Annotated in this window: 11 protein-coding genes; 6 read left to right on the plus strand and 5 right to left on the minus strand. The window is 45.1% G+C overall.

Going from position 1 to position 13969, the window contains the following annotated elements; genetic code table 11:
* Window positions 1–30 precede the first annotated feature (30 nt).
* The 6 genes from SSED_RS10150 to SSED_RS10175 all read left to right on the plus strand — a co-directional run bounded on the left by SSED_RS10150 (window position 31) and on the right by SSED_RS10175 (window position 8414).
* Window positions 31–3795 carry a nitrate reductase subunit alpha gene (locus SSED_RS10150; RefSeq protein WP_012142298.1) on the plus strand — a complete coding sequence of 1255 codons (3765 nt, stop codon included), beginning with the start codon at window positions 31–33 and terminating at the stop codon, window positions 3793–3795.
* A 12-nt stretch (window positions 3796–3807) separates the two neighbouring features.
* Complete coding sequence (gene narH, locus SSED_RS10155; RefSeq protein ID WP_012142299.1) at window positions 3808–5346, plus strand: nitrate reductase subunit beta; 1539 nt, start codon at window positions 3808–3810, stop codon at window positions 5344–5346.
* Window positions 5347–5349: 3 nt separating this feature from the next.
* Window positions 5350–6084, plus strand: coding sequence for a nitrate reductase molybdenum cofactor assembly chaperone (gene narJ, locus SSED_RS10160; RefSeq protein WP_012142300.1), 735 nt, complete (start codon window positions 5350–5352; stop codon window positions 6082–6084).
* A gap of 10 nt (window positions 6085–6094) precedes the next feature.
* Window positions 6095–6772, plus strand: coding sequence for a respiratory nitrate reductase subunit gamma (gene narI, locus SSED_RS10165; protein ID WP_012142301.1), 678 nt, complete (start codon window positions 6095–6097; stop codon window positions 6770–6772).
* 339 nt (window positions 6773–7111) lie between these two features.
* Window positions 7112–7924 carry a peptidylprolyl isomerase gene (locus SSED_RS10170; RefSeq protein WP_012142302.1) on the plus strand — a complete coding sequence of 271 codons (813 nt, stop codon included), beginning with the start codon at window positions 7112–7114 and terminating at the stop codon, window positions 7922–7924.
* Window positions 7925–8084: 160 nt separating this feature from the next.
* Window positions 8085–8414 (plus strand): hypothetical protein, encoded by a 330-nt coding sequence (locus SSED_RS10175; RefSeq protein WP_012142303.1) that lies wholly within the window; start codon window positions 8085–8087, stop codon window positions 8412–8414.
* A gap of 150 nt (window positions 8415–8564) precedes the next feature.
* Here the strand turns inward: SSED_RS10175 and SSED_RS10180 are convergent, their stop codons facing one another.
* The 5 genes from SSED_RS10180 to SSED_RS10200 form a co-directional block, all read right to left on the minus strand.
* Window positions 8565–9092, minus strand: coding sequence for an HPP family protein (locus tag SSED_RS10180; RefSeq protein ID WP_223295967.1), 528 nt, complete (start codon window positions 9090–9092; stop codon window positions 8565–8567).
* A gap of 141 nt (window positions 9093–9233) precedes the next feature.
* Window positions 9234–9497: a hypothetical protein gene (locus SSED_RS10185; RefSeq protein ID WP_012142305.1), complete on the minus strand. Its 264-nt coding sequence runs from the start codon at window positions 9495–9497 to the stop codon at window positions 9234–9236.
* A gap of 160 nt (window positions 9498–9657) precedes the next feature.
* Window positions 9658–10023 carry a ribonucleotide reductase subunit alpha gene (locus SSED_RS10190; protein WP_223295968.1) on the minus strand — a complete coding sequence of 122 codons (366 nt, stop codon included), beginning with the start codon at window positions 10021–10023 and terminating at the stop codon, window positions 9658–9660.
* A 190-nt stretch (window positions 10024–10213) separates the two neighbouring features.
* Window positions 10214–11944, minus strand: coding sequence for a bifunctional protein-serine/threonine kinase/phosphatase (locus tag SSED_RS10195; protein ID WP_012142307.1), 1731 nt, complete (start codon window positions 11942–11944; stop codon window positions 10214–10216).
* Window positions 11945–12024: 80 nt separating this feature from the next.
* Window positions 12025–13500 carry a NarK family nitrate/nitrite MFS transporter gene (locus tag SSED_RS10200; protein ID WP_012142308.1) on the minus strand — a complete coding sequence of 492 codons (1476 nt, stop codon included), beginning with the start codon at window positions 13498–13500 and terminating at the stop codon, window positions 12025–12027.
* Window positions 13501–13969 lie beyond the last annotated feature (469 nt).

Genomic DNA, 13969 nt, shown 5'->3' on the forward strand with positions numbered 1-13969 from the left:
CCGTCAGTCATAGGTCAATGGAGTAATAAGATGAGTAATTTTCTTGATCGCTTACAGTTCTTAAAAAAGAAAACGGGCGAGTTTAGCGATGGCCATGGTGATACCACCAATGAAAGTCGTGAATGGGAAAACAGTTATCGTCAACGCTGGCAGCACGATAAAATCGTTCGTTCTACCCACGGTGTAAACTGTACCGGTTCCTGTTCTTGGAAAATCTATGTAAAAAATGGCTTAGTAACCTGGGAAACTCAGCAAACTGACTACCCACGAACTCGTCCGGACCTGCCAAATCATGAGCCTCGCGGTTGTCCTCGTGGCGCAAGTTATTCTTGGTACCTCTATAGTGCTAACCGTCTTAAGTATCCAAAAGTTCGAAAGCCACTGCTTAAGTTATGGCGTCAAGCCCGTGCCAACCAAGATCCTGTTTCTGCCTGGGGATCCATTGTTGAAGATAAAGCCAAGACTCAATCCTATAAATCTAAGCGTGGATTAGGTGGTTTTGTTCGTTCAAGCTGGGATGAAGTCAACGAAATTATTGCTGCGGCAAACGTCTATACCACTAAAACCTATGGACCGGACCGTGTCATCGGTTTCTCACCTATTCCGGCAATGTCGATGGTTTCTTATGCGGCCGGTGCTCGTTACCTGTCTCTTATCGGTGGTGTATGTCTGAGTTTCTACGACTGGTACTGTGATCTGCCGCCTTCATCTCCAATGACTTGGGGTGAGCAGACCGACGTTCCGGAATCTGCCGATTGGTATAACTCTAACTACATTATCGCCTGGGGCTCAAACGTACCTCAGACCCGTACTCCCGATGCACACTTCTTTACCGAAGTTCGTTATAAGGGTGCCAAAACGGTTTCAATTACACCGGATTATGCCGAAGTTTCTAAACTTACCGATGAGTGGCTCAACCCTAAACAGGGCAGTGATGCGGCGTTAGGTATGGCATTCGGTCACGTTATCTTAAGAGAGTTCCACCTCGATAACCCGAGTGAGTATTTCACTAATTACGTTCGCCAATACACCGACTTCCCTATGTTGGTCGTGTTGGACAAGCATGATGATGAGTCGCTTAAATCGACCCGCTTCCTGCGTGCCTCTGATTTAGCCGATAATTTAGGTCAGGGAAATAACCCTGAATGGAAGACGATTGGTATCGATGAAAATTCCGATGAATTCGTCTCTCCAACGGGCTCTATCGGTTATCGCTGGGGTGAGAAGGGCAAGTGGAACATCAATGAGCGTGAAGGTAAAGAGGGCAAGGATACTAAGCTACAGCTGTCATTAATTGGCGGTGACGTATCTCCGGTTGCCTTCCCGCATTTCGCTGCCGACGACACCAACAAGCATTGGGTCTCTTGTGAGCATGATGATATTCAGGTCAGAAATGTACCGAGCAGAAAAGTCATCGCGGCTAATGGTGAAGAGCTCATCGTCGCTACTGTGTATGACTTGATGATGGCTAACTATGGTCTGGACCGTGGTCTGGGTGGTGGCGGTGTTGCCAATAGCTACGATCAAGATATTCCGGGTACACCGGCGTGGCAGGAGAAGATCACCGGTGTTTCTCGTGACAAGGTAATCAAGGTTGCACGTGAGTTTGCCGATACTGCAAACAAGACACACGGTAAGGCCATGATCATCGTTGGCGCTGCAATGAACCATTGGTACCACATGGACATGAACTATCGTGGCCTGATCAACATGGTAATGATGTGTGGTTGTGTGGGTCAGTCCGGTGGTGGTTGGTCTCACTATGTCGGTCAGGAAAAGCTGCGTCCTCAGACAGGTTGGCAGCCATTAGCATTTGGTTTGGATTGGTCTCGTCCTCCACGTCAGATGAACGGTACCTCTTTCTTCTACAACCACTCTTCGCAGTGGCGTCATGAGAAAGTGAGTATTCATGAAGTCTTGTCTCCATTGGCTGATAAGTCTCAGTTCTCAGAGCATATGCTTGATTACAACATCAAAGCCGAGCGTATGGGTTGGTTGCCATCGGCACCACAGCTGAACATGAACCCACTGCGTCTGGCTAAACAAGCTAAAGAAGCGGGCATGGAGCCAAAAGAGTTTGCTGTTAAGCAACTTAAATCCGGCGACTTGAAATTTGCCTGTGAAGCTCCGGATTCACCAGAGAACTTCCCACGCAACATGTTCATCTGGCGTTCTAACCTGCTGGGTTCTTCAGGCAAGGGGCATGAGTATATGCTCAAGTACCTGCTTGGCGCTAAGAACGGCGTGATGAATGAAGATCTGGGTAAGCGAGGTGGATTCAAACCTGAAGAGGTGGAGTGGGTCGATGAGGGCGCTACCGGCAAACTCGATCTTGTGACGACGCTGGATTTCCGTATGTCATCCACCTGTATGTTCTCAGACATCATCCTACCGACCGCATGTTGGTATGAGAAAGATGATTTGAACACATCAGATATGCACCCATTCATCCACCCGTTATCAACGGCAGTGGACCCTGCATGGGAAGCGAAATCAGACTTCGAGATCTATAAAGGCATCGCAAAAGCTTTCTCTGAGGTGTGTGTGGGTCACTTAGGTGAAGAGACTGATTTAGTCACTGTCCCTATGCTCCATGATACTCCCGGTGAACTTGCTCAGCCATTCGATGTGAAAGACTGGAAGAAGGGCGAGTGTGACCTTATACCGGGTCTGACAGCACCGAACATGGTTGTGGTAGAGCGCGACTATCCAAATACCTATAAGAAGTTCACCTCATTTGGCCCGGCTTTAGACAAGCTAGGTAATGGTGGTAAGGGTATTAACTGGAATACCGATGATGAGATTTTACTGCTTGGCGATCTGAACCATCGCAATACCGATGAAGGGATAAGTGAAGGCCGTCCGATTATCGAGTCTGCTATCGATGCTGCCGAAGTCATCTTAACGCTGGCGCCAGAGACCAACGGTGCCGTTGCGGTTAAAGCTTGGGAAGCATTGAGCGAGTTTACCGGAATTGACCATACTCATCTGGCGAAGCCTAAGCAGGAGGAGAAGATCCGTTTCCGTGATGTACAGGCACAGCCACGTAAGATTATCTCTTCGCCAACCTGGTCGGGTCTGGAAGATGAGCATGTGAGCTATACGGCGGGTTATACCAACGTTCATGAGTTGGTGCCTTGGAGAACCATCACGGGTCGTCAACAGTTCTATCAAGATCACAAGTGGATGCAGGCCTTCGGTGAGCAGTTTGTCTCTTACCGTCCACCTATCAATACTAAGACTATCGATATGGTGAAAGGGACTAAGTCGAACGGCAATAAAGAGATCGTACTTAACTGGATCACGCCACATCAGAAGTGGGGTATTCACAGTACTTACTCAGATAATCTCTTGATGCTAACGCTTTCACGTGGTGGCCCGATTATCTGGATGAGTGAGATAGATGCCAAAGATGCAGGCATCGAAGATAACGATTGGCTTGAAGTTTTCAATGCCAACGGAGCTATCGCTTGTCGCGCCGTGGTTTCACAGCGAGTCAACCAGGGCATGGTGATGATGTATCACGCTCAGGAGCGAATCGTTAACGTACCGGGCAGTGAGATGACGGGTACCCGTGGTGGTCACCATAACTCGGTGACGCGTATCGTGATGAAACCGACACATATGATTGGTGGTTATGCACAGCAATCCTGGGGCTTCAACTATTACGGTACTGTGGGTTGTAACCGTGACGAATTTGTTGTGGTAAGAAAGATGGATAACGTCGATTGGTTAGAAGGTTCAAATACCGATGACCTGCCGCGTCCGTTACCTACCAACCCTGATGAAGCTTAAGAGGATCTGACCATGAAAATACGTTCTCAAATCGGTATGGTACTGAACCTTGATAAGTGTATCGGGTGCCATACATGTTCAATTACATGTAAAAATGTATGGACGTCTCGCGAAGGCGTCGAGTACGCCTGGTTCAACAACGTTGAAACCAAGCCCGGCATAGGTTATCCCAAAGAGTGGGAAAACCAGGATAAATGGAATGGCGGCTGGGAGAGAAAATCTAACGGTGATATTCAGCCCCGTATCGGTGGTAAGTATCGTGTGTTAGCCAGCATCTTCGCTAATCCGGATATGCCAGAAATTGACGACTACTACGAGCCGTTCGATTTCGATTATCAGCATCTGCATACGGCGCCTATCGTCGAGCATCAGCCGACAGCACGTCCACGCTCGGTCATCACCGGTAAGCGAATGGAGAAGATTGTTTGGGGGCCAAACTGGGAAGAGATCTTAGGTACTGAGTTCGAAAAGCGTAGCAAAGATAAAAACTTCGATAACATGCAAAAAGAGATGTATGGCGAGTTCGAAAATACATTCATGATGTATTTACCGCGTCTTTGTGAGCACTGTTTGAACCCGGCTTGTGTGGCTTCTTGCCCATCGGGTGCTATCTATAAGCGTGAAGAAGATGGCATCGTCTTGATTGACCAAGAGAAGTGTCGTGGTTGGAGAATGTGTATCTCTGGATGCCCATACAAGAAGATCTACTATAACTGGAAATCGGGTAAATCAGAGAAGTGTATCTTCTGTTATCCACGCATCGAAGCGGGTCAACCAACGGTTTGTTCTGAAACCTGTGTGGGCCGTATTCGTTACCTTGGTGTGCTGCTTTATGATGCAGACAAGATCAAAGAGGTGGCTTCAACGGCCAACGAAACTGACTTGTACGAGAAGCAGCTCGAAGTGTTCCTCGACCCAATGGACCCAGCCGTCATTGCACAGGCTCGTAAAGATGGCATCGCGGACTCAGTTATCGAGTCGGCGCAAAAGTCTCCGGTGTACAAGATGGCGATGGATTGGAAACTGGCGCTGCCGCTTCACCCTGAGTATCGTACCTTGCCAATGGTGTGGTATATCCCTGCACTGAGTCCGATTCAGAGTGCGGTTCAAGGTGGCACCTTAGGCAAAGCTGGTGTGATTCCTGATGTACGTTCACTGCGTATTCCGGTTAAGTATCTGGCTAACCTGCTTACTGCCGGTGATGAAGAGCCTGTTGTTCGTGCTCTTGAACGTATGCTCGCGATGCGTGCTTACAAACGCGCCGAAAATGTAGAAGGTGTTGAAGACTTAGAGGTGCTTGAGCAAGCGGGTCTGACTAAGAAGCAAGCCGATGAGATGTATCGTTACCTTGCAATCGCTAACTACGAAGACCGTTACGTTATCCCAAGCGGACATCGTGAGATGAACGTCCCCGAGGCCTACGGCGAGAAGAGCGGTTGTGGCTTCACATTTGGCAACGGCTGCAGCGATGGCCAGAACGGTGTAAACATGTTTGGCGGAAAGAAAATTACTCGTCGTAATGTGATTAAAACCGTACAAGTAGGAGATTAAACTGTGCTTATCCTCAAAGTCGTTTCACGTTTATTAGATTATCCAACAGCTGAGCTTTTTAGTGCGGCAGACGAGATAGTTGACGTTGTGAATCAATCGGATGAACTCAGTCTTAAAAACCGTGCCGAGTTGGTGGATTTTATCCGCCAACTTACGGCAAGGGATTTATATGACGCTCAGGAAAGCTATGACTTGTTGTTCGACCGTGGTCGTGCGCTATCCCTACTCTTGTTTGAACACGTTCACGGTGAGTCACGTGATCGTGGTCAAGCGATGGTTGACCTGATGAATGTATATAAATCCAATGGTTTTGAAGTCGATTCATCACAATTGCCGGATTACATTCCACTCTATCTTGAGTTCTTAAGCGAGCAATCGCCTGAGTTTATTCAAGAATGGTTGGGAGATATCAGTCATATCTTAACGATGTTATCTGAGCGATTGATCGATCGAAAGTGCTATTACAACGTGCTCTTAGATTCACTGATCGAAGTCTCTGGTGTCGAAGTTGATCGCGCTGAAATAGCTGAAGCTGTCAGCAAGGAAGAGCGCGATGATACCGTCGAAGCCATAGATAAAGAATGGGAAGATAAAGAGATCCGTTTTGATGACCCCGCGGGTGGACAGTGTCCGAGTGCTGGTATGCAGAACTCACAAAAGTCATTAGATCCAAACACCGTTCATCAAGTTCCAATCAAGTGGCACGATGCAGATGCTGCAGAAGTGGCGGGATTGTAAGGAGAAAACTATGTCAAATTTAAATTTTTTACTTTTCGGGATTTATCCCTTTATTGCGATAACAGTGTTCTTTGTCGGATGTTGGATTCGCTATGATCGTGAACCTTATAGCTGGAAAGCCGATTCGAGCCAGTTATTCGATCAGAAAGGGTTCCGTCTTGCGAGTAACCTGTTCCATATCGGAGTTATTTTCATACTCGCCGGACACTTTGTTGGCTTGCTAACACCAGAGTCTGTCTATCATCACTTCATCTCCAGCCCTAATAAGCAGTTGTTGGCGATGGTGAGCGGTGGTTTCTTCGGGATTGTCTGCCTGGTAGGTTTGGTGATGTTGATTAAACGTCGTTTAAACAATGACCGGGTTAAGGCTAACACCAGACGTTCAGATATGGTCGTGCTGTATATGTTGCTGGTTCAGGTCTCTCTGGGCTTGTTAACTGTCGTTGTATCTATGAGTCACTTAGACGGCTCTGTAATGGTACTCTTGGGCACCTGGACGCAAAGCATTGCGACTCTTCAGGGAGCACAGGCGGCTGCGGCGATTGAGTCTGTTAACATCATTTACAAGTTACATATCCTGGTTGGTTTAACCTTGATTATGATATTCCCGTTTACTCGCCTGGTTCATGTTATCAGTGTTCCGGTGAAGTATCTTGCGAGAAACTATCAGATCGTTCGCCAACGTTAATCGTGGTAGCTTAAGTTAAATAAGCGGACAGCATTGTCTGTCCGCTTTCATTAAGTTTTAATTAGCGTAAAAATTAACGATTGAGATTAAGGAGCTTGATTTCAATCCTTAGTTAATAACTGAAATGGATAGTTGTATTGCGCATTCAATGTTTAGATAGGTGTTTAGATGAATGCTTGAATAAATTTATTGATGACGGCTTAACGGCTGAATCATTTTAACTATTAAAATTGTATCTCTGTCAAAATTAAATTAGGTGTAAACCTTTACTTAATCCAGTCATAGAGTCCATAAAGTTAACCTTTGGGTTTATGACCAATAATTAAAAGAGTAGTAATTATGAGTTCATGTGGCACAAGTACCCCAACAACCCCATCTAAAGAATCATTGCCAGTTATCTGTGTAAATCGTGTGACTATTGAAGAGACTGCACTCGCTAATGAGCTTCAATATCACGCACACAAGAATTTTGATGTGGTTGTTCAACAAGCCGGGCAGACATTGGTCATCAGGCAATTACTGGTTGAGCAGGCTAAAAAACTAGACCTGGATGTGTCAGGTGATAATGAAGAGAAAGGGGTTCAGAAACTGTTAGAGACTCAGGTTATTTATGACGACCCTAAAGAGGACGATTGTCAGCGTTATTTTGATAATAATCGTGCAAAGTTCACCACTATGCCGCTGATGGAGGTCGACCATATTCTGCTAGCTGCCGCAAAAGATGACATCAAAGGCAGAGATGACGCTAAAACAGATGCTAATGATATTATCAGCCGACTTCAAGACGACCCCTCTCTTTTTGCTGATCTGGCTAAACACCACTCGGCTTGCCCCTCAAAGGAAACCGGAGGGTCGTTGGGTCAGATCAGTAACGGACAAACGGTTCCCGAGTTTGAACGACAGCTGATGCTGTTACCCGAAGGCCTGGCCTCTAAGCCACTCGAATCTCGCTACGGCTTGCATGTGGTGAATATCGCGAGAAAAATTGAGGGTAAGCCACTCGAGTATTCTATGGTTTATGACAAGGTTCGCGGTTACCTGGTTCACAGAGCATCGCATCTTGCGATTCAAGCCTATATTCATAACTTAGTCCAAAAGGCTGATATTTCAGGTATCAAAGTGATGTTTGCTGATGAGAATATTCACGTTTAATAGCGTTTACTGATTCTGCAGTAATAGTGTAACTATATAAAAAAACGGCATTTATGCCGTTTTTTATTGCGATTTTCTCGTCCCGTGCTGCTGTACAAACTCTTTTATATTGTCGATACACTAAAAGTGTATCTGTAATAAACTTTTAGAGAGTCGAGCTATGAAAGCTAAAATCCAACTCTTGATCGAAAAGCTCAGTGCTGCAAGGGATGAAGGTGAGCCTCATTGTGATATTTCAAGCTCTCAGATTCAGTCTGTGACAACTCCCATACCGACCACTCTATATCATGGGTTGGAAGCTATCGCTTCAGAATATAACTGTGATATCAGCTGTCAGGCTGGCGATCTTCTGTCCATAGCTCTTGAGGAGGCTGTCGAGCAAATTCCTGTAAAACAGAAAGATCATATGCATGAATTGCAGCATGATCATGAAGCTCAAGAGGCTCAGCTGCATGAAGACCACTGCCAATTTGATGCTGGTGGCAGCTAAAGAGATTGCACCGTACGATCAGTTTATTTTACGGTAACAAGATATTACCTTGGTAGTCGACTACTGAGTAACCGTATTGCTGGTGGTTTTTTAACTGAGCATTATTGAGTCTCAGAGCTCTATTCTGGTCACTCTTGTTTCAATCACCATTTAAGACTCACCATTCATCGGCTGTATTAACCAAGCTTCCTGTTCCGTCCCCTCGGTGACAAAGGGGTTTTTCTCTCTGAAAGTGCCGATGGCCATCGCTATCGAAAGCAATATTATCGAGTTAAAAAATACCGGTACGATGACAAAGTAGTAGCCAAGTTCATGTACTGTGCTGCCACCAATAACGGCTGTAACCGCTGTGGCGCCACCGGGAGGGTGCATAGATCCGGTGCAGTGCATGGCTAACATGGCGATGCCGATGGCAACTGATGAGGCTAATACCGGGTTGGGGATCAGATAGTAGGCAGAAATGCCGATAAGAGCGGAGATGATGTGCCCGCCGACCAGCGGCCAGGGCTGAGATACCGGACTATGAGGGATCCCAAAGATTAGCATGGCCGAGGCTCCGGTCGACGCTAATACCATTGGCATATTATCAGCCTCGAGAATGCTGTTACTGAAAAAAGAGGCGCATAATGTCGCGAAGAATGCGCCGATTATTGAGGCGAAGACTTCTCGATTGGACATCTTTCTCATCGGCATAGGCAATTACCCTTTGAGCATTTAACATAAGCATAACACCATAAATGTTAAACATAAATGTGAGCGGAACAGCCGATTGACTCATTTATGAAAACTTATATTCAATTTGTACCGTTGTGGTTAGTCCTAAACCAGTTTATTTTTTACCATGGAACGGTGAACCTTTGAGCCCACTCTGGCCAGATCTGAGAGGTCCAGTAAACTGGGTTTTTCATCATTTTCCAGTTTGCATTCCCAGTACTCAACCTCTGAGCTGATGTATTCCATCAACTTTTTTGGGCAACCGACGCAGACGCCTGCACAGATCTCGTGTTCAGGCACTCCGAAAGGCAGGGCTGCTTTGATCTGCTCTATGAGGTTTTGCATCGCTTGGGTAGTGTTAGGCTTCAAAAGTTGATATTAACATTTATATTCAATGGCTTATATTTGTTTGTTTTAGTTCATTCATTTGCATAAAAGCAAAAGGCTGGCACCTACTGATCTGATTCAATCATTATATCAGAAAGCGGTGGCCAGCCATATTAACCCCATAAAAATGCAATATGCTGAATTAACCGTTAGATTCCAGCTCAATGGGGTTCTCTTCACGGTCGAAGATGACGTAACGGCCGATGCCGTTGCCGGTTTCAATATCGTTGGCCATCTTATTTAAAAATGGTTCAGCTTCGTCGGTGGTTGGCGCAACACCGTTCTCGCCACTCAGACTGGCGATGAAGACAAAATTCCATTGTTTAGCAATCGAGTCGGCTTCTTTGACTAATGCATCGAAGGTAGTGAGTTCAGAAGGCAGTTTGTCTACGCACATCACTGGAGAGATGGTCCCTCGCTGGTGTTTTTTGCTCTTCTTAGGATTGGTCGACTCAGCATTGGCAAAAAGGAACATCAGACGTTGAGGTGCCGATTGTTCATTGGTCATTTGGAGAAGTTCTTTGAACATTTTTATCATGTAATTCTCACTTTAAACTAAATTTGTTGCTCTGGTGGTTTAGGAGAATGATAATATTTCTATATATTGAAATAAAAACTCTAAATAGAAATTCATTCTTATAATTCTTATTATTTCGGGTTGTTACTGTTTGGTCTTTAAATGTTGTTAATATCATTCATCACCCTTGCTTAAACATGGCGATGACCAGGATCAACATGAGGATCCAGAAGCCTGATAATAATTGCCAGAATAACACCTGACTCTTATTTTTAGTCACCTTGGGATCATCACGCAGGTAGACCGGGTTTGGATTTTTTAAGTCCGTTAAAAATTCATCGATATTTTCATACCGTTCCTCTAAATCGAAGGCGACGCCTCGCTGAAGTGTTCTGTCAAACCACATAGGGATAACAGGGTTGACTTCATTGGCGGGGATGTAGCGAAGTCTGTCGTATTCAAAAGCCGTTTGGCACTCCTCAATCTTTTCACCATAGGGGAGTTTGCCACAAAATAGCTCATAGCTGATGGTGGCCAAGGCGTACAGATCGCCTTGGATACCCGTATTTTTACCAAGCAGGTATTTGGGATCTGAGTAAGTTGCGGTTCCAAGTACTCCCTCATGCTCTAATGGAATAAATATCTCAGCAAGGCCAGCAACAAAGACCGAACCGAAGTCCACAATCTTTATGTTGTTATGGGTATCGATCAAGATATTGGCCGGCTTTAAGTCCTGGTGAATGGTTTCTGTTTTGTGGAACTCTGCTAATCCCTTCGCAATTTTTTCAATAATAGAGATCGCCACCTTTGGCTTAGGAAAGTGGTTTTGTTTCATCCACTTATCCATCGATATGCCGTGCACATACTCCATCAGATAATATAAACAGGTTCTCGGTCTTTTTTGCTCGATTATCTTGACGACGTATTCACTACTAATCCGTTTGCCAATCCACTCCTCTTGTATAAATCTATCGATATAGCCAGTGTCTTCTTCAAAGGTGATTGACGGGGTTTTCATCACCATCTGTTCGCCGCTATCCGTGTCTTCGACCAGATAGAGCTGACTGCGACTACTGGCAAATAACTCCTTGATAACCTTATAGCCATCGAGCTTCACCCCCGGGTCCAGTGGTGGCGGAAAAGGTAAGCGCAATAATTTTGAGTTGTAATCGTTGAGACTTTCATTTGGAAGCTGATTGACCTGAGCAATAACCCCGCTGATATTATCGTCGCTGCCATTATCGAATGCGGTTTTGGCTAACAGATCGATTTTTTCCTGTTCAGAAATGTTTAACGAGAGAATTTCGGTAAGTTTATCCAATTCGAGAAAGTCATGGATCCCATCTGAGGTAGCCAGTAACAGATCGTTATCTTCCAGATCCACTGTGCTGTAATCTATCTGCAGACAGTTATCCATGCCCACCGCACGGGCTAAAAAGCTTCGCCCTGTCGCAATGCTGGCAACATGGTCTCTTGTCAGTTGCTTGAGTTCATTATTACGGAACAGGTAGGCTCTACTATCACCGACATGAAAGAGATGACAGGTACGAGATTTAATCACCAAGCCGCTGAAGGTTGTCAGATAACCTTTCTCCTCATTGGCAAACTCATGGCTACGTTTGAAAAGGGTAATGTTGATGTTTGAGAGTAGTTTTTGCCCAGCATGTTTTACTGACCAGGTATCCGGGGTAGGGTAGTAGTCGTCGATGAAGCGTTTTACCGCAGTTTCACTGGCATCTTTACCCGCTTCGGCGCTACTCACACCATCGGCGACGGCAAGAATGATCCCTTTACCCTCTAATAACCTATCTTCGGTGGGGACAAAAAATCCAACCGCATCTTCATTAATCTCCTTTAAACCTTTTTCGCTATGGCTTGCCAGATTTATGCTTAGACGATTGGATTTTGTCATAATAAATATCTTTTTATTAATAGGTACTTAGATAGAAAACCTTATCAGTTATCTATAACTAATAACAATCAATATTGCAATTAGTTAACGTCGATCAGTTCAACTGTACCATCTTCGTTTACCTCAGCCATATGACCTTTAGGCTCATTGAGGAACATCACGGCAAAGAAAATTACCGCAGCTGAAGCCGCAATCACCATAAAGAAGGTGCTGTAATCTACAAAGGAGAGTACGGTCAGATAGGTTACTGCACCAACGTTACCGTAGGCTCCGGCCATTCCGGCAATTTGACCTGTCATGCGACGCTTAACCAGAGGTACGATGGCAAATACAGCTCCTTCACCCGCTTGAACGAAGAATGAGCAGCACATGGTTGCAATAACAGCCATAGGTATAAGCCAGCCACCGTCAACTTGGCTCAATACTGAGTAACCTACGGCTAAGCCACCGATGAAGATCATCAGGCTCTTGCGGCGACCGAACTTATCACTGAACCAACCACCGGTAGGACGTGCGACCAGATTCATAAAGGCAAAACCTGAAGCAAGCAGACCCGCTTTTACCGGATCTAAGCCTTCGAATGTTTCTAAGAAGAACAGTGGCAACATAGAGACAACCGCAAGCTCAGAGCCAAAGGTGACAAAATAAGCGACATCTAAGATAGCGACTTGTTTGAAGTCATATTTCTCGATGTCTGCAACTCCTTTAGTCAGGTTATCTTTGTTTACACGCCAGATAGAGTTGACTTGAATAAAGAACAGAGCAACCAAGCCAAACCACATTAGGTACATGACTTGCGTCGTAAACAGGTTTACTCCCGATGGAGATAGTTTCCATGCGAGTACGGCCAAAGCGATATACATTGGAATGTTCATCAGCAGATAGAAGTAAAAATCTTTCCTGCTGGTGACCTCTAAACCGCCGGATTTCTTAGGTTTAAAGTAAGTTGAGCCTTTTGGTGTATTACGGGCCATGGTGTAAAAGAAGAAACCGTATAGGCCGGCAATGATACCCGTTAGACCTAACGCGTATCTCCAACCGTCATCGCCGCCAAACGCATAAGCGATTGTCGGGAGTGACATTGCTGCCGCCGCCGAACCGAAGTTACCCCAACCACCATAGATCCCCTCAGCGATGCCGACCTGTTTGGCCGGAAACCACTCACCAACGAGACGAATACCGATCACAAAACCGGCACCCACAAACCCGAGTAGGAACCTGAACAATGCAAGCTGTTCGAAGCTTTGGGCCATTGCAAAGCCCATACAGATGAACGATGAAGAGATTAATAGTCCAGAGTAGATAATTCTGGGACCAAATTTGTCGACTAAGATACCGACAATAATTCGTGCCGGGATTGTTAAAGCAACGTTTAATATGAGCAATGCCTTAACTTGTGCGCTTGTTAGGTCGAAAGCCTCTTTGATGAAAACTAACAGAGGGGCGTGACTGAACCAGACGACAAATGTTAAGAAAAAAGCAAACCATGTAACGTGAAGTGTTTTAATTTTAGGATCTGCAAAGTTGAGCAGATTCATTTTCCCTTCGTTAGACATTTAATAAACTCCATCAAGTTATTACGAAGAAATGTTCATTTTAGTGCAAATGTTAATTTTTAATTTTTTTTGTAACTGGGGATAGTTTGCGCTATTCATACAAGTGTTTGTTGATTTATATCAAGATTATTGCGAATGCATGACGAATGTGGTCTATATAGTTGATGTTGGAGGTGTGTCACGCCGATTGTGTGATCAATGTCTGGTTATGGCGTGTAACTGTATGGTTGGGACTCTCGTTTGTTATTGTTTTGTTGATTTTGCTACCCTTAAGGGGTAGTGCTTAGCTATGTTCAAATAAGTTGTTCGCGCGCATTTTTAGTAAAGTATTGCAGTGTTTCATTGAGGCAAAATATGAATGTGGCATGTGATAAATAAGTTTGTCACTTCATTTCAATCATCTACATTCATTTTTAACCCACCTATCATGTTAGCGCTGTGTTGTTGAATTGTTGTCGCGCCGCTTCGT

The organism is Shewanella sediminis HAW-EB3, from assembly GCF_000018025.1.
Lineage (GTDB): Bacteria > Pseudomonadota > Gammaproteobacteria > Enterobacterales > Shewanellaceae > Shewanella > Shewanella sediminis.